Source organism: Citrobacter sp. Cf116, assembly GCF_030336505.1.
GTDB lineage: Bacteria > Pseudomonadota > Gammaproteobacteria > Enterobacterales > Enterobacteriaceae > Citrobacter > Citrobacter freundii.
On the sequence record NZ_JAOWEQ010000034.1, the window covers coordinates 254,386 to 270,629 of the forward strand.

The 16,244-nt window shown below is 51.2% G+C and carries 14 protein-coding genes; 7 read left to right on the top strand and 7 right to left on the bottom strand.

The features are described 5' to 3' along the window. Positions 1 to 288: 288 nt before the first annotated feature. From OGV74_RS06650 to OGV74_RS06660, 3 genes are all read left to right on the top strand, one after another. Positions 289 to 1,632, top strand: coding sequence for a TolC family outer membrane protein (locus OGV74_RS06650; RefSeq protein ID WP_086504494.1), 1,344 nt, complete (start codon positions 289 to 291; stop codon positions 1,630 to 1,632). Positions 1,633 to 1,721: 89 nt separating this feature from the next. Continuing rightward, a complete protein-coding gene (locus OGV74_RS06655) occupies positions 1,722 to 3,914 on the top strand; it encodes a type I secretion system permease/ATPase (RefSeq protein ID WP_234400779.1) in 2,193 nt (730 codons plus the stop codon). Continuing rightward, entirely contained in the window at positions 3,901 to 5,274 is a 1,374-nt protein-coding gene (locus OGV74_RS06660; RefSeq protein ID WP_081366203.1) for an HlyD family type I secretion periplasmic adaptor subunit, read from the top strand. The genes OGV74_RS06655 and OGV74_RS06660 overlap by 14 nt, the downstream gene beginning before the upstream one ends. A 42-nt stretch (positions 5,275 to 5,316) precedes the next feature. On the opposite strand, the gene OGV74_RS06665 is transcribed toward OGV74_RS06660, so the two are convergent. Then, positions 5,317 to 5,922, bottom strand: a complete 606-nt coding sequence (locus tag OGV74_RS06665) for a helix-turn-helix domain-containing protein (RefSeq protein WP_071687043.1) — start codon at positions 5,920 to 5,922, stop codon at positions 5,317 to 5,319. Between the two features lie 455 nt (positions 5,923 to 6,377). Here OGV74_RS06665 and OGV74_RS06670 point away from each other — a divergent pair, with 455 nt between their 5' ends. The 3 genes from OGV74_RS06670 (at position 6,378) to mutS (ending at position 10,458) form a co-directional block, all read left to right on the top strand. Further along, positions 6,378 to 7,172: a winged helix-turn-helix domain-containing protein gene (locus OGV74_RS06670; protein ID WP_086504496.1), complete on the top strand. Its 795-nt coding sequence runs from the start codon at positions 6,378 to 6,380 to the stop codon at positions 7,170 to 7,172. Continuing rightward, positions 7,172 to 7,684 (top strand): YqeJ family protein, encoded by a 513-nt coding sequence (locus tag OGV74_RS06675; RefSeq protein WP_071696828.1) that lies wholly within the window; start codon positions 7,172 to 7,174, stop codon positions 7,682 to 7,684. Before OGV74_RS06670 ends, OGV74_RS06675 begins: the two co-directional genes overlap by 1 nt. A 206-nt stretch (positions 7,685 to 7,890) precedes the next feature. Then, positions 7,891 to 10,458 carry a DNA mismatch repair protein MutS gene (gene mutS / locus OGV74_RS06680; protein WP_086504497.1) on the top strand — a complete coding sequence of 856 codons (2,568 nt, stop codon included), beginning with the start codon at positions 7,891 to 7,893 and terminating at the stop codon, positions 10,456 to 10,458. 109 nt (positions 10,459 to 10,567) lie between these two features. Here mutS and OGV74_RS06685 read toward each other — a convergent pair whose 3' ends face one another. From OGV74_RS06685 to OGV74_RS06700, 4 genes are all read right to left on the bottom strand, one after another. Next, positions 10,568 to 10,720 (bottom strand): Hok/Gef family protein, encoded by a 153-nt coding sequence (locus tag OGV74_RS06685; RefSeq protein WP_003034202.1) that lies wholly within the window; start codon positions 10,718 to 10,720, stop codon positions 10,568 to 10,570. A 240-nt stretch (positions 10,721 to 10,960) separates the two neighbouring features. Then, a complete protein-coding gene (locus OGV74_RS06690; RefSeq protein WP_071696826.1) occupies positions 10,961 to 11,197 on the bottom strand; it encodes a non-oxidative hydroxyarylic acid decarboxylases subunit D in 237 nt (78 codons plus the stop codon). Between the two features lie 10 nt (positions 11,198 to 11,207). Further along, entirely contained in the window at positions 11,208 to 12,635 is a 1,428-nt protein-coding gene (locus OGV74_RS06695) for a non-oxidative hydroxyarylic acid decarboxylases subunit C (protein WP_086504498.1), read from the bottom strand. After that, positions 12,635 to 13,228, bottom strand: coding sequence for a non-oxidative hydroxyarylic acid decarboxylases subunit B (locus OGV74_RS06700; protein WP_003034196.1), 594 nt, complete (start codon positions 13,226 to 13,228; stop codon positions 12,635 to 12,637). Before OGV74_RS06700 ends, OGV74_RS06695 begins: the two co-directional genes overlap by 1 nt. A 157-nt stretch (positions 13,229 to 13,385) precedes the next feature. Here OGV74_RS06700 and OGV74_RS06705 point away from each other — a divergent pair, with 157 nt between their 5' ends. After that, the gene (locus OGV74_RS06705) at positions 13,386 to 13,790 is read left to right on the top strand and encodes a MarR family winged helix-turn-helix transcriptional regulator (RefSeq protein ID WP_032938341.1); all 405 of its coding nucleotides are present in this window, start codon (positions 13,386 to 13,388) and stop codon (positions 13,788 to 13,790) included. Between the two features lie 142 nt (positions 13,791 to 13,932). On the opposite strand, the gene rpoS is transcribed toward OGV74_RS06705, so the two are convergent. Both rpoS and nlpD read right to left on the bottom strand, forming a co-directional pair. Further along, positions 13,933 to 14,925 carry an RNA polymerase sigma factor RpoS gene (gene rpoS, locus OGV74_RS06710; protein ID WP_000081498.1) on the bottom strand — a complete coding sequence of 331 codons (993 nt, stop codon included), beginning with the start codon at positions 14,923 to 14,925 and terminating at the stop codon, positions 13,933 to 13,935. 62 nt (positions 14,926 to 14,987) lie between these two features. Beyond that, positions 14,988 to 16,070 carry a murein hydrolase activator NlpD gene (gene nlpD / locus OGV74_RS06715; protein ID WP_223232897.1) on the bottom strand — a complete coding sequence of 361 codons (1,083 nt, stop codon included), beginning with the start codon at positions 16,068 to 16,070 and terminating at the stop codon, positions 14,988 to 14,990. Between the last annotated feature and the right edge of the window lie 174 nt (positions 16,071 to 16,244).

The window sequence follows — 16,244 nt, forward strand, 5'->3', positions numbered from 1 at the left end:
ATATATTAACGAACAAATATCACATTCAATTAATGTAAACATTAATATCTCAATGTAGAAAAAAACACATTTTACAGAATGCAATTACATGAGACTTGACTGGCAAATGAATATAATAAAAAATAACCAAAAATAAAACACGATGTGACAAAACATATCGCTGAATAGCTGATTACAGCCATCAATCAAGATAATTCACATTTGTTAATTAATATAACGTGTTTGTAAAAATGGATGATAGCGACGACAACTGGATGTCATAACCGTGAGATATAAGGCATTCATGTCATGAAGAAGTTTTTAGTTTTTCTGCTTTCATGTTTTTCAATAAATGCAGTTAACGCAGAAGACTTACAAAATACCGTTAAAGATGCATTAGCGAATCATCCTGAAGTTAATGCTGCAATAAATAGCCGTTATTCCTCAGAGCAAGAACTGCGAGCGGCACAAGGTGGCTATTTACCATCACTGAATTTAAATGCAGAGGCCGGGCGCAAAAATGTTGATGATGCAACTACCCGTGCGACAGGCCGCAATAACGGTCTGACTCAGTCACCTAACGAGGCGACTATCAGCCTCGAGCAAAATGTGTTTAACGGCTTTGCGACCAACAGCGAAGTGGCGCGGCAAAAAGCGACCGTTGACTCACGCGCCTACGGTGTGATGAACACCAGCGAAAGCACTGCTTATGCGGTGATCCAGGCCTATTTTGATGTGCTGCAACGCGAAGAGTTTGTGCGTCTTGCTGAAGACGATCTGGCTAACCACGAACGCATTTACGACCAGATAAAACTGCGTACCGATCAGGGAGTTGGGCGCTCCGGGGACTTTATGCAGGCCGAAGCACGTCTGGCACAGGCGCGTAACAACCTGCTAACCGAGCAGACTAACCTTGAAGATGCGAAAACCACCTTTGTCAGCGTGACCGGCATGGATCCGCTGGACTTAAGCCAGCCAGAGAGCATTGACTCTCTGTTGCCAACCTCGCTGGAAGATGCCAAAAGCCGGATGGAAAAAAACAGTCCATTACTGAAGTCCGCCAATGCGGATATAGAAGCTGCGCACCAGCAGTATGAAGCCTCGAAATCGACCTTCTATCCGCGAGTGGACGTTGAACTTTCCCGCGGAATCAGCAATAACACCGATACCACCCAAGCCCACACCGAAGAGTGGGAAGCGATGGTAAAACTGCATTACAACCTGTACCAGGGCGGCAGCGACAAAGCCAACATGAACTCCCGTGCTTATCTGCACAAGCAGGCTCAGGATGTACGTAATAACACGCTGCGCCAGCTGAATCAGGAGCTGCGCCTGGCCTGGACCGCACTGCAAAACGCACGCGCTCAGCTTCCTTCGGCAGAAGAATACGCCGACCGCAGCGTCAAAGTGCGCACGGCTTATCAGGATCAATTTAGTCTTGGCGAGCGTACGCTGCTGGATTTACTCGATAGTGAAAATGAAGTGTTTTCCTCTAAACGCCGTCTTGTTGAATTACGTTATCTGGCTATGACCAGTGGCTATCGTATTAGCGAACGCACCGGTGAATTAATGAATATTCTAAAAATCACACCTCCGCCTTCGGGGCAACCGGTAGATTCAGCAGAAGAAAATAACTTACCGGAACTTCATTAATAATTATTAATCCCCAATAAATCTCTGACCTGCATGCTTATAATTAGCTTGCTATTATTTAACCATGCACTGTCAGAATGGTTGCGAAAATGAGTGCACAAGCCGAATTATTAAATGACGTCCCTGAGAATTACGCTAGCCCTAATTCTCAACATCACGACCCACGTAGCCATAATGACGACCCGTTATTAGATAGCTTACTTATTCTGTGTTCTCTGCACGGCAAACCGGCGAGTCGTTCAACATTAAGCAATGGCCTGCCATTAGAAAACGATCGGCTCACGCTGAATATATTTCCACGCGCTGCGGCAAGGGCCGGTTTAAAGGCGCGAGTCGTCACGCGCACGCTCGATAAAATTCCAGCGATGTCGCTGCCAGCGGTCTTGTTATTGAACTCTGGGGGAACCGGGGTGTTGTTGGCCTGGAACGATGACGGCAGCGCCCGCTTTATGCCCAGCGAAAGCGAAGGCGGGGAAATCTGCGTTGATTTACCCACGCTCAGGCAGAACTATGCGGGCAAAGTCATTTTTGCGCATCCGCGCCACGAATTCGATTTGCAGGCAGAGGCCTTTCTGCCGCGTACCAAATCCTGGTTTAAAGACACACTGAAACTGTCGCGTTTTCTGTATATGGATGCGGTGTTGGCCAGCCTGCTGATCAACCTGATTGCGCTCGGCACACCGCTCTTTACCATGAATGTCTATGATCGCGTTGTGCCGAACCAGGCAACGGCCACACTGTGGGTGTTAGCGATCGGCATCTGCCTGGCCTTTATCTTTGATCTGATTTTAAAAATGCTGCGCGGTATCTGCCTTGATATTGCAGGTAAGAAAAGCGATCTCATCATCTCCTCGACCCTGTTTGAGCGCATTATCGGTATGGAGATGAAAGAGCGCCCGGCACGCGTGGGCAGCTTTGCACAAAACATTCACGAGTTTCAGTCACTGCGTGATTTCCTCTCATCACTCACTCTGACGACAATTATCGATCTGCCCTTCACCCTGCTGCTGTTGATCGTCATCGGCATTATCGGCGGATCGCTGGCCTGGATCCCCGTGCTGACGCTACCGATTGCCCTGCTGTGCAGTTGGGCACTACAAAAGCCGGTCAACGCCGCGGTAGCAAAAACCATGAGCCTCGCCAGCGAACGCCAGGCGCTACTGATTGAAACCCTGAGCAGTCTGGATGCCATCAAAGTAAATAATGCCCAGAGCGAACGCCAGTTCCAGTGGGAACAAACGCTGGGTAGCCTGAGCCGCCTCGAACTACGGGTGAAAACCTTATCCAGCCTGGCCAGCAACCTCACCGGCTGGTTCCAGCAAATTTCAGGCGTGGTGATGATCATCGTCGGGGTGTACATGATTATCGACGGCAAACTGAGTATGGGTGGCTTGATCGCCTGTTACATGCTCAACGGTCGGGCACTCATGCCACTGGGCCAGCTTACCGGCCTTATCGCCCGCTATCAGCAGGCGAAGCTGACCATCAAAAATACTGAGAAAATGATGTCGCTGGCGCAGGAGCGCCGTGCGGATGAAAACCCACTCAAGCGTGAACAGTTACAGGGCAGCATTGAATTTCGCGATGTGGATTTCAGCTATCCGGAGCAACAAAACCTGTCTCTGCACAAAATTAACCTGACCATTCAGCCTGGCGAGCGCATCGGCATTATCGGGCGCAGCGGTTCCGGTAAAAGTTCACTGAGTAAACTTATCGTCAATTTATACCAGCCGAGCGCCGGGAACCTGCTGATCGATGGTATCGACTCTCGTCAGCTGGATGCGAACGATCTGCGCCACAGCATCGGTTACGTGCCGCAGGATATCCAGCTATTCAATGGCACACTGCGCGATAACCTGCTGTGCGGGGCGCGTTATATCGATGACGAAACCATGCTGCGGGCAGCGGAACTGGCGGGCGTCAACGATTTCGCACGCCTGCATCCCGACGGCTATAACCTGCAGGTCGGCGAACGCGGATCTCAGCTTTCCGGCGGGCAACGGCAGGCTGTGGCACTCGCGCGTGCGCTGTTGCTAGATCCCCCTCTCCTGCTACTGGATGAACCCACCAGTTCGATGGACAACACCAGCGAAGAGAAGATCAAACACGCGCTGGCTCCCTTCATCGCGGGAAAAACGTTATTGCTGATCACCCACCGCGCGTCGATGCTGTCGCTGGTTGACCGCCTGATTATTGTTGATAAAGGACGCATCATCGCGGATGGCCCGAAAGCTGTGGTGATGGATGCGTTGAAAAAGGGGCAGATTAATGCATCTCGCTGATTTCCTGGCTCACGCTCGCCGCTATATGCAGCACTATTTTCGTGGTCGTGACGAAAATCAAACCGACAGTATTAATGAGGTCAGCCAGGCCATTATTGATGACTCCCCAAGAGTGATTCGACTGACGCTGTGGACGATCCTCGCCCTGGTCGTACTGTCTTTCGTGTGGGCCGGCTTTGCGAAAATTGATGAAGTCACCCGCGGCGAAGGCAAAGCAATCCCTTCATCCAAACTGCAAAAAATCCAGAACCTGGAAGGGGGAATTGTCACCGAGTTGTATGTGCACGAGGGGCAAATTGTTAACGCCGGAACGCCGTTACTGCACCTCGACGACACGCGTTTCGCCTCCAACGTCGGCGAAACGGAAGCCGACAAACTCGGTCTGCGCGCCAAGGTAGAACGTCTGACGGCTGAAGTCGAAAACCGGGACTTTGTTATTTCACCAGAGATTGCCAGCCAGGCGCCGGATGTCGCCAGAGGAGAAACCGAACTGTACAACAGCCGCCGGAAGCAATTTCACAACGAAATTTCCGGGCTTGAAGAACAACTGGTGCAGAAAAAACAGGAACTGCGCGATTTTGAATCGAAGGAGGAACAGTTTAAGCACAGTCTCGGGTTACTGCGTCAGGAAATCAAAATGTCCGAGCCGCTGCTCGCCTCGGGCGCCATTTCAAAAGTCGAGCTGCTGCGCCTGCGTCGTACCGAAGTGGAAACCGCCGGGCAGCTCAATTCTATTAGCCTGTCGCTACCCAAGGCCACGTCAGAAATTAAAGAGATTGAGAATAAAATCGGTGAAAGCCGTGGCCGTTTCCAGAGTGATGCACTGGCCCAACTCAATGAGGCGCGTACGAATCTGAGCAAAACGCAGGCCAGCGTTAAAGCACTGGAGGATCGGGTGAACCGTACCATGGTCACCTCACCAGTGCGGGGTATCGTTCAGCAGGTGATGGTGAATACTATCGGCGGCGTCATTCAGCCGGGCAGCGACCTAGTGGAAATCGTTCCGCTGGATGACAAGCTGTTAATCGAGGCCAAAATACAGCCGCGCGATATCGCCTTCCTCCACCCGGGTCAGCATGCGATGGTGAAATTTACCGCTTACGATTACACCATCTATGGCGGTCTGCAAGGAGAAGTGGTGCAAATAAGCCCGGACACCGTTACCGATAAACAGGGGCGAAGCTTTTATATTGTGCGTTTGCAGACGGATAAAAATTACCTGGGTACAAAAGAGCATCCAATGTTGATCATTCCCGGGATGGTGGCGAGCGTCGATATTCTCACTGGTAAGAAAACGATTCTGAGCTACCTGTTAAAACCGATTATTCGCGCACGTGCGGAAGCACTCAGAGAACGTTGAGCGATTGCGCTCCCTTTCATTATTGCCGGAGAGCGCATAGGTTTATAACGGCGTGCAAAAAGAGAGCTTTCCACGATTCAGGATGATCTTCCCGTCATTAACCAGTTCCTGTAACACCTTATGGATGGCGCTACGAGAGATATGGTTACGGGTCAAAATAAAAGTATACACGGACGTTTTCTCACGCACCCCAGGCTCCATCGCCCAGATATATTTTACGTGTTCAATAATCTGCTCACGTATAGTGCGGTGCGACTGCAACGCCTCACGCTGGAAATAACGTTGAAGATGATGCGTTAAGATATCAAACGCCTGCTTCCATAAGTTTTTAGCTGTAAACAGGAGATCGGCATTTTGTACGCTCATCGCCCACATTTCGCAATCGGTATCACAACGTAAATAGTGACCGGCCACTTCCGTACGCATTTGTGGCAGGCCGAGAATGGCAGGTGCAGAAATACTCACCGTGACTAAATCGTTTTCCACACGATAAACAGAGACAGTCCCTTTCTCCAGAAACAAGATATGTCCATCGGTCTTCAAATCAATACGCTGACGTTTTTTACGTAACGACAGCCAGGCATTATCCGACTTCTTCATTTCATCGCCAACGAGCACTACAGCATTTTCAATTTCTTTCTGGAACATGGGACTCTCTACCGCAAATTATGGCTTTGTCAAAAAGATGGTTAAATTTACTCAGCACTAAAAATAAATGTCAGCCCGCAAACAAGCTGACATTTATTCCCATCTACATCTACCACCGGCATTCCCTGGTGCCGTTGACGCGTTAAGGTTCATGCTGTTTTCGCGTGGTGGTGTCAGGCAGTATATGGCGCTGTCCATAAAGAATTAATGGCAATCATCTTTGTCGACATTTTTTCATCTTTCTGTTCTTTGTATAGTAGCAAAAAAGATACAATTAATTGATTTCAATGGATTTTATTTTCATTAAAAAATTATCATTCTTGTTATATCATGATACTAAATTGCAACACTTCTCGGTTCTCGCTGTGGGATTAGGTCCATGCTGGTGGTCTTTATAGGCTCAGTGGTATCATGACTAATCAACCATCTGACGCATCATCAAGAGTAGAGACAATATGTCTGAGACTGGCAATGTCAGTTATCTGATTGAAAATAGAATAATATTTACGCCAGCCGCACAATGTCTGGCGCGGGTAGATCACCCCAATCAGCGGATAAAACTCAAACACTCAGCGTCGTTATGTCTTTTATTACTTATTCAACATCGCGGGCAAGTGGTTTCTCAAAACGAATTGCTGGAATTCGGTTGGGGTAAAAATCACCGCCAGGTAAGTTTCAACGCCTTTTATCAAAGTATTCTCTCGTTGCGTAAAAGCTTGCTGCAGCTGGAGCTTGAACAACCGCTGATCACAACGATTCCCCGCAAAGGGCTGATCATTCAGGAAGAGTTTGATATTCAGGTCATTGATACACCGGAGAATAACTCTGCTTCTGTTGAAGAATCCTTAGCGCCATTAGCGCCAGATGCCGCCATTGAGGAACTTTTGTCTGACACGCCGCGTCAACCTTTGATAACGACAGCAGAAACGATTATGTTGGCACTTACCCTGATAATTTGTGTGCTTATATTATATCCGTGGCAAGCCAGTGATGATTATTTCTCCGGCTATATCGCCGCGAGCAAAACACCAACAGACTGTCAGTATTATTTCAATAGCGATGCCAGTAACTTTTCCCGGCATACCGCGTTTATCGACAAAAACCCAGGATTGTGTCAGAGCCATAAATTTATTTATATCACAACCTATCCTGAGTCTAAGAAACTGTCCGCGCTAGTGTGTCGCTCGCCGATAAAAGCCAGGCAGGAAAACGCCTGTCAGCCGGTATATTACCCGCGGTATGATAGCTAATGAATTTATATCCCCGAACCTCCCGCATCCAGACAGGTATTATCCTGCTGCTTTGTTTTGCTACGCTAATTCTTACTGTCGTCTATCGGTACAGTAAGAACAATGGTGAGTTACAAGATCTTACCTGCCGCTCTGCCATCGAAATTGTACGCAATACAAGCTCGTTCCGAGGGATTATTGATATCAAAACCGGGGGCAGTAAAGGTATTGTTAATATTGATGGTATTATCAAAGATGCCGAAAATAATGAGCAGACCGTGCAACGCATGGTACTTTTTACACAATCCAGCTACGGCTCAAGCCCGGTTTGGATTTCACAGAAAATCCAAATTTCCAATCGCGAAACGGCTCCCGCCAGCCTTATTCAGGAACTCCTCCCCGACTTTTTCCTGACCAACACCAGCGTATCCAACGTCGATTTTTTTGCGCTGAACAGCGAGACATACCTGATTACCAAAGAGGGGATCCCCTATCTGTATTGCCAGAATTATGCTTTGCCGGAAAATGAATAATCAATAAGCGTTCTGGCGGCAAAACCTACGGATGAATCTCAGCCGTTGTCGGTGATAAGATAGACCATTCAGGCCGAGCCAACGCTCGTCGTTACTGCCCTTCAGGCGGCTTTCGAATGACAAATTTGTGGGTTTATGTGAGTTTCCAGGGGCTCACGTGAGACTGCCCAGGCACCCAAAAAGATTAAAAAAAGAGCAAAAGCGATATGAAAGAGTCACTTGATACGGACTTCACGAACCACACCCCGATGATGCAGCAGTATCTCAAGCTAAAAGCCCAGCATCCGGAGATACTGTTGTTTTACCGCATGGGCGACTTTTACGAACTGTTTTATGACGATGCGAAACGCGCGTCTCAGCTGCTTGATATCTCCCTGACCAAACGCGGCGCATCAGCAGGCGAGCCTATCCCGATGGCGGGTATTCCTCACCATGCGGTAGAAAACTACCTCGCCAAGCTGGTCAATCAGGGGGAATCTGTCGCTATTTGTGAGCAAATCGGCGATCCGGCAACCAGCAAAGGCCCGGTTGAGCGCAAAGTGGTGCGTATCGTCACGCCTGGCACCATCAGTGATGAAGCGCTGTTGCAAGAACGCCAGGACAACCTGCTGGCCGCTATCTGGCAAGACAGTAAAGGTTACGGCTACGCCACGCTGGATATCAGCTCCGGGCGTTTTCGCGTCAGCGAACCGGCCGACCGCGAGACCATGGCCGCAGAATTGCAGCGCACCAATCCCGCTGAACTGCTGTATGCCGAAGATTTCGCTGAAACATCACTGATTGAGGGGCGTCGCGGATTGCGTCGTCGTCCACTATGGGAATTTGAAATCGATACTGCTCGCCAGCAACTAAACTTGCAGTTTGGCACGCGGGATCTGATTGGTTTTGGCGTGGAAAACGCCCCGCGCGGATTATGTGCTGCTGGCTGTCTGCTGCAATACGTAAAAGATACCCAGCGCACCTCGCTGCCGCATATTCGTTCTATCACCATGGAACGTCAACAGGACAGCATCATTATGGATGCCGCCACGCGCCGCAATCTGGAAATTACCCAGAACCTGGCGGGCGGCGTTGAAAACACACTGGCTTCAGTACTCGACTGCACCGTGACGCCGATGGGCAGCCGTATGCTCAAACGCTGGCTGCATATGCCGGTCCGTGACACCAGAGTCCTTATCGAGCGTCAACAGACTATCGGCGCGCTACAGGATTCCACCAGTGAATTGCAACCCGTGCTGCGTCAGGTCGGCGATCTGGAACGTATCCTGGCGCGTTTGGCCCTGCGTACTGCGCGTCCGCGCGATCTGGCCCGTATGCGTCATGCCTTCCAGCAATTACCGGAACTGCGCGCGCAACTGGAAAGTGTAGACAGTGCCCCCGTGCAGATGCTGCGCGAGAAAATGGGTGAGTTTGCTGAGCTGCGTGAACTGCTGGAACGCGCTGTTGTGGAAGCTCCGCCAGTGCTGGTTCGCGACGGTGGCGTCATCGCCCCGGGCTATAACGAAGAATTGGACGAATGGCGAGCGCTGGCTGATGGCGCAACTGACTATCTGGACAGACTGGAAATCCGTGAGCGCGAGCGCACCGGTCTGGATACGCTGAAGGTTGGGTTTAACGCCGTTCATGGCTACTACATTCAGATCAGCCGTGGGCAGAGCCATCTGGCGCCGATTAACTATGTGCGTCGTCAGACGCTGAAAAACGCCGAACGCTACATTATTCCGGAACTGAAAGAGTACGAAGACAAAGTTCTGACGTCAAAAGGTAAAGCACTGGCGCTGGAAAAACAGCTGTACGATGAGCTGTTCGACATGCTGTTGCCGCATCTGGCTGATTTGCAACAGAGCGCCAGCGCGCTGGCGGAGCTGGACGTACTGGTCAACCTTGCAGAACGCGCTTATACCCTGAATTACACCTGCCCGACCTTCACCGATAAACCCGGCATTCGTATTACTGAGGGACGTCATCCGGTGGTTGAACAGGTGCTAACCGAGCCGTTTATCGCCAACCCGCTTAACCTCTCGCCTCAGCGACGGATGCTGATCATCACCGGTCCGAATATGGGGGGTAAAAGTACCTATATGCGCCAGACCGCGTTGATTGCGCTGTTGGCCTACATCGGCAGCTACGTTCCGGCGCAGAAAGTGGAAATAGGCCCGATCGATCGGATCTTTACCCGCGTGGGCGCGGCGGATGATTTGGCATCCGGTCGTTCTACCTTCATGGTAGAAATGACCGAAACCGCCAACATTCTGCATAATGCCACCGAGAACAGCCTGGTGCTGATGGATGAGATTGGACGCGGCACCTCCACCTACGACGGCCTGTCGCTGGCATGGGCGTGCGCGGAAAACCTGGCCAATAAAATCAAAGCATTAACGTTGTTTGCCACCCACTACTTCGAACTGACTCAGTTACCGGAAAAAATGGAGGGCGTCGCGAATGTGCATCTGGATGCGTTAGAGCACGGCGATACCATCGCCTTCATGCACAGCGTACAGGATGGTGCGGCGAGCAAGAGCTATGGTCTGGCAGTAGCAGCCCTGGCTGGCGTGCCGAAAGAGGTTATTAAACGCGCGCGGCAAAAACTGCGCGAACTGGAAAGCATTGCGCCAAACGTTGCTGCGACCCAGGTCGATGGAACACAGATGTCGCTGCTTTCAGTGCCTGAAGAAACCTCGCCCGCCGTTGAAGCGCTGGAAAACCTCGACCCGGATTCACTAACGCCTCGCCAGGCGCTGGAGTGGATCTACCGGTTGAAAAGTCTGGTGTAACGTTGTAATGCCCGATGGCGCTTTGCTTATCGGGCCTACGGCAATGCGAGAATGGGTGCAAGAGGACGAAACCAGACCATCAAGACGCGGGGTTTCCCCCGCGTTGTTGCTACTTCTTCGGTTCGTAAGCGAGAACAGCTTTAAACTCCATACCACGTTCTTTAATGCTTAACTCGCACAACGAATCTCGCACCATTAACGTGAATCCCAGCGCCGTGAAACACAGCACTACAATTGCCACAAGAGCATATTTTGTCAGCATGTCTTGCCTCCCTGCAAAGAAGAGACTAACATCCAAATTGTTCAGGTTTGTACGCTAGCCTCAGGTTGATAGAACTATCTCTTGGGGCTTTTGTCTTTCCGGGACCTTACAAATGCTCAAAGCCCAGATAGCCTCAAGCACCCGCAGCTATTCTATTCCCGATGCCGCTGTAACAAATCAATTTATCAATACGTTACGAGTCTGCTCGCAAAAAAGACCCGGAATCCCGGGCCTTCAGTATTAGCGCTTACCTTCCGCCAGCAGCGGTGGAATACTCGGCACCATCGGTGCGTCATCCATATCCTTCTGCGTCATACGAAACGCCTCCGGGTAGTGCTCGCGGCTGGTACGACGTAGCGGTTCGGTATTACGCCAGGTGTACAGACAATGCTGGCACTGATATACCGTCCAGACATCTTTTACCGGCGAGTTTGCCATCACTTCAATATGTTCATCGGCACAACGTGGACAAATCATCTGCTACTCCTTATTTACGGTTGGCCAGCATGGCGGTCAGTTTTTCTGCCCAGGCTTTCGTTTCCGGTAAATCACATACCGGCTGGCTGTAGTGCCCACGGTTATCCGGCGCGACCGGCGTGGTGGCATCAATAATTAACTTGTCGGTAATCCCCGCCGGACTGGAACCCGGATCAAGCTCAAGCACCGACATATTCGGCAGTTGCACCAGATCGCCCGCCGGGTTGACCTTCGAAGACAGCGCCCACATCACCTGCGGCAGGTTGAACGGGTCAACATCCTCATCAACCATAATCACCATTTTCACGTAACCCAGGCCATGCGGCGTCGTCATTGCACGCAGCCCCACCGCGCGGGCAAAGCCGCCGTAGCGTTTTTTGGTGGAGATAATCGCCAGCAAACCGTGGGTGTACATGGCATTCACCGCCTGCACTTCCGGGAACTCGGCTTTCAGCTGTTGATACAGCGGTACGCAGGTTGCCGGCCCCATCAGGTAGTCAATCTCCGTCCACGGCATCCCCAGATATAGCGATTCAAAAATCGGTTTGGTGCGATAAGAGACTTTATCGATACGTACGACCGTCATATTACGTCCACCGGAATAGTGCCCGGTAAACTCGCCAAACGGCCCTTCGATTTCACGCTTACGGCTTTCAATGACCCCTTCGAGGATCACTTCCGAACCCCAAGGCACGTCAAAGCCGGTGAGCGGTGCGGTAGCGATCGGGTACGGGCTTTCACGCAGCGCTCCCGCCATTTCGTATTCCGACTGATCGTACTTCAGCGGCGTGGCCCCCATCAGGGTGATGATAGGATCGTTACCCAGCGTGATGGCAATCGGCAGATCTTCACCGCGCTCTTCAGCTTTATGCAGATGCAGCGCGATATCATGCATCGGCACCGGCTGCAGGCCAAGCTTGCGTTTGCCCTTCACTTCCATACGATAAATGCCGACGTTCTGTTTGCCGAAGTTGTCCGGATCCAGCGGATCGCGCGACACCACGCAAGCTTTATCAAGATAGAAACCGCCGTCACCATCGTTCAGACGAAACAGCGGCAGAATATCAAACAGGTTGATCTCCTCACCATCAACACAGTTTTCAGCCCACGTCGGGTTGGCACGACGCTCCGGCGTAACCGGAAATTTATCCCAACGACGGATAAACTCATCAATTTGTTTTTTCACCGGCGTATTGGGCGGCAGGCCTAATGAAATGGCATGATTCTGCCATGAGCCGATGGTATTCATCGCCACGCGGGCGTCGGTAAAACCACTAATATTGTCAAACCACAGCGCTGGCGCACCGTCGCCAATACGTCCGGTCGCGTTAGCCGCCGCAGCCAGATCCGGCTCAGCGTTGACTTCTTCACTGATTTTCAGCAATTGTCCCTGGTCGTCCAGCGCTTGTAAAAAGCTGCGCAAATCATCAAATGCCATTATTCATTCTCCTGTGAAAAATTCTGCGCCTGCCGTAAACCCTGCCAGCGACGGGCGTTTGGATGCTCCAGACCAAACTGATCGAGCACACGCGCAACGATATGCTGAGTGATGTCATCGACCGTTTGCGGGTGGTTGTAAAACGCGGGCATCGGCGGGACCATCGCCACGCCCATGCGGGAAAGTGCGAGCATGTTTTCCAGATGAATAGTGCTGAGCGGCATTTCGCGCGGAACCAGCACCAGCTTGCGCCCTTCTTTCAGCACCACATCAGCAGCGCGCCCCACCAGTCCTTCCGCGTAGCCTGCTCGAATACCGGCCAGCGTTTTCATACTGCAGGGGATAATGATCATGCCGTCAGTACGAAACGATCCTGAGGATATGGTCGCCGACTGGTCCGCCGGGTTGTGGCAATAATCGGCCAACGCCGACACATCACGGACGCTGTATGGTGTTTCCAGTTCAATGGTGGTTTTGGCCCACTTTGACAGCACCAGATGGGTTTCTACCCCCGGCATTTCCCGCAGTGCCAGCAATAGCGACACACCAAGCGGTGCGCCGGTCGCCCCGGTCATTCCTACAATCAGTCTCATTTCGCCCTCAATTTTGTTCGTGTACGAACATTTTATTAAAATACTCCCTCGATACATTCCGGACAAGAGCACCTCGCACAGATTGCTAAAGCAGCAATGGTTAAACTATGACGCGTTACCCGTTAAGATAGAGACTGACAGATATTCCGGAGCTCTCATGCCGTTAAGAAACACAGCCTTTCACCTTTTACGTCAGCTTTTTCAGCAACATACGGCTCGCTGGCAACATGAATTACCGGATCTGACCAAACCGCAGTATGCGGTGATGCGCGCCATTGCCGAGCATCCCGGCATTGAGCAGGTCGCCCTGACCGAAGCCGCAGTCTGTACCAAGGCAACGCTTGCGGAAATGCTGAGCCGGATGGAAAAACGGGAGTTGGTCAGACGTGAACACGACCCGGCAGATAAGCGTCGGCGGTTTGTTTATTTGACCGCGCAAGGAGAAGCATTACTGGCCAGCGCAACCCCGTTAGGCGATAGCGTGGATGATGAGTTTCTGGGGCGATTATCTGATGAAGAACGTGAGCAGTTCACACGTCTGGTGCGTAAGATGATGAACTAATCTGCCGGATGGCGACATAAATGTCTTATCCGGCCTACAAAGTCCGGCTCCCCATAGGCCTGATAAACGCAGTGCCATCAGGCAACAAACATAGAAAAAGGCCAGTCTCAATGAGACTGGCCTTTCTTGATAGAACTTGTGCTTACTCGCGGAACAGCGCTTCGATATTCAGTCCCTGAGTCTGCAGGATTTCACGCAGACGACGCAGACCTTCAACCTGAATCTGGCGAACACGTTCACGGGTGAGGCCAATTTCGCGGCCCACATCTTCCAGTGTCGCAGCTTCATACCCCAGCAGACCAAAGCGACGTGCCAGTACCTCACGCTGTTTGGCGTTCAGTTCGAACAGCCATTTGACGATGCTCTGTTTCATATCATCGTCTTGCGTGGTGTCTTCCGGGCCGTTTTCCTTTTCATCGGCCAGAATATCCAGCAACGCTTTTTCGGAATCGCCACCCAGCGGGGTGTCTACCGAGGTAATACGCTCGTTGAGTCGGAGCATACGGCTGACGTCATCAACCGGTTTGTCCAGTTGTTCAGCAATCTCTTCTGCGCTCGGTTCGTGGTCCAGTTTATGCGACAACTCACGCGCGGTACGCAGATAGACGTTCAGCTCTTTTACAATGTGAATTGGCAGTCGGATCGTACGGGTTTGGTTCATTATCGCCCGTTCGATCGTCTGGCGGATCCACCAGGTTGCGTATGTTGAGAAGCGGAACCCGCGTTCCGGGTCAAACTTCTCGACTGCACGGATCAGTCCCAGATTGCCCTCTTCAATCAGGTCCAGCAATGCCAGACCACGATTGCCATAACGACGAGCAATTTTCACCACCAGACGCAGGTTACTTTCAATCATGCGACGGCGGGATGCGACATCCCCACGCAGTGCGCGACGCGCAAAATAAACTTCTTCTTCGGCTGTTAACAGTGGTGAATAACCAATCTCACCAAGGTAAAGCTGAGTCGCGTCCAACACACGCTGTGTGGCCCCCTGCGATAACAGCTCTTCTTCAGCCAGGTCGTTATCACTGGGTTCCTCTTCACTCAAGGCTTTTTCATCAAAAGCCTCTACTCCGTTCTCATCAAATTCCGCATCTTCATTTAAATCATGAACTTTCAGCGTATTCTGACTCATAAAGGTGGCTCCTACCCGTGATCCCTAACGGAACTAGCACGTGAAAGCCTGGTTCCGCCGAATTATCGCTGCGGTAAATAACGCAGCGGGTTTACGGATTTCCCCTTGTAACGAATTTCAAAATGCAAGCGTGTTGAACTGGTTCCGGTACTACCCATGGTAGCTATTTTCTGCCCCGCCTTGATTTCTTGTTGTTCCCGGACCAGCATTGTATCGTTATGGGCGTAGGCACTCAGGTAATCATCGTTATGTTTGATGATAATAAGATTACCGTAACCACGCAGCGCGTTACCGGCATAGACGACGCGTCCATCTGCGGTCGCGACAATAGCCTGTCCCTTGCTGCCTGCAATGTCGATCCCTTTATTGCCACCTTCGGTAGCCGCAAAGTTTTCGATCACTTTGCCGTCGGTCGGCCAGCGCCAGGTAGAGATTGGCGAGCTGGTTGACGTTGAGCTTGCAGTTGATTCGGTTGCGCTAACTGCCGGAGCCGTTACAGGCGCTGTGACCACAGTCCCAGCAGGCTTGTTGTTCGGCAACATTTTATTAGCACTTTGTTCACCTGAATCCTCAGAATACGTAATTGTTGGTTTCGAAGCAACAGCAACGGTGGAATTTTGTGCAGGGTTGGTCACAACTCCTTGCTGTGCTGCATCCGCCTGGGTGATGGCATTTCCACCGGTAATCGGTGCGCCAGACGCATTGCCCACTTGCAGAGTTTGACCGACATTCAGGCCATACGGGGCCGGAACGTTATTGCGTTGTGCGAGATCACGGAAATCGTTCCCGGTAATCCAGGCAATATAGAAAAGGGTATCGCCTTTCTTAACAGTATAGGTACTGCCGCCCGTATAGCTACCTTTCGGAATGTTCCCATACTTACGGTTGTACACAATACGACCGTTTTCCATCTGCACAGGTTGTTCCGCAACAGGCTGGATCTGTGTTGACTGTGTGGTCGGACGCTGCACCGGCTGGATCTGCGGCGTTTGCTGTACTGTCGACGTCGAGCCCATTTTTGGTGGAGGCGTAATCAGCATACCGGAATTGGTGTTCGTTGATGCACCGCCATCAACGGAACTGACCGGTGCAGGTGGATTCGAGGTATTTGAACAACCTGCCAGCCATAATGAAACCAGTGACAATGCCGCAATGCGGCGAACGGTAAATTTGTGGCTTCCCGCGCTCATTTATCCCCCAGGAAAATTTGGTTAAAACCAGTGACGTAATCACCGTGCAAGGCATCGGACTGGGCACTGGAAACGTGACCACGATACGCTTACTAATTCCAGAATATCCAGGAAAACTCCAGGTATTCA

Excerpts from the sequence above, each read along its gene's own strand:
- OGV74_RS06650 (WP_086504494.1), top strand. The coding sequence starts at position 289 with ATGAAGAAGTTTTTAGTTTTTCTGCTTTCATGTTTTTCAATAAATGCA.
- OGV74_RS06655 (WP_234400779.1), top strand. The coding sequence starts at position 1,722 with ATGAGTGCACAAGCCGAATTATTAAATGACGTCCCTGAGAATTACGCT.
- OGV74_RS06660 (WP_081366203.1), top strand. The coding sequence starts at position 3,901 with ATGCATCTCGCTGATTTCCTGGCTCACGCTCGCCGCTATATGCAGCAC.
- OGV74_RS06665 (WP_071687043.1), bottom strand. The coding sequence starts at position 5,922 with ATGTTCCAGAAAGAAATTGAAAATGCTGTAGTGCTCGTTGGCGATGAA.
- OGV74_RS06670 (WP_086504496.1), top strand. The coding sequence starts at position 6,378 with ATGTCTGAGACTGGCAATGTCAGTTATCTGATTGAAAATAGAATAATA.
- OGV74_RS06675 (WP_071696828.1), top strand. The coding sequence starts at position 7,172 with ATGAATTTATATCCCCGAACCTCCCGCATCCAGACAGGTATTATCCTG.
- mutS (WP_086504497.1), top strand. The coding sequence starts at position 7,891 with ATGAAAGAGTCACTTGATACGGACTTCACGAACCACACCCCGATGATG.
- OGV74_RS06685 (WP_003034202.1), bottom strand. The coding sequence starts at position 10,720 with ATGCTGACAAAATATGCTCTTGTGGCAATTGTAGTGCTGTGTTTCACG.
- OGV74_RS06690 (WP_071696826.1), bottom strand. The coding sequence starts at position 11,197 with ATGATTTGTCCACGTTGTGCCGATGAACATATTGAAGTGATGGCAAAC.
- OGV74_RS06695 (WP_086504498.1), bottom strand. The coding sequence starts at position 12,635 with ATGGCATTTGATGATTTGCGCAGCTTTTTACAAGCGCTGGACGACCAG.
- OGV74_RS06700 (WP_003034196.1), bottom strand. The coding sequence starts at position 13,228 with ATGAGACTGATTGTAGGAATGACCGGGGCGACCGGCGCACCGCTTGGT.
- OGV74_RS06705 (WP_032938341.1), top strand. The coding sequence starts at position 13,386 with ATGCCGTTAAGAAACACAGCCTTTCACCTTTTACGTCAGCTTTTTCAG.
- rpoS (WP_000081498.1), bottom strand. The coding sequence starts at position 14,925 with ATGAGTCAGAATACGCTGAAAGTTCATGATTTAAATGAAGATGCGGAA.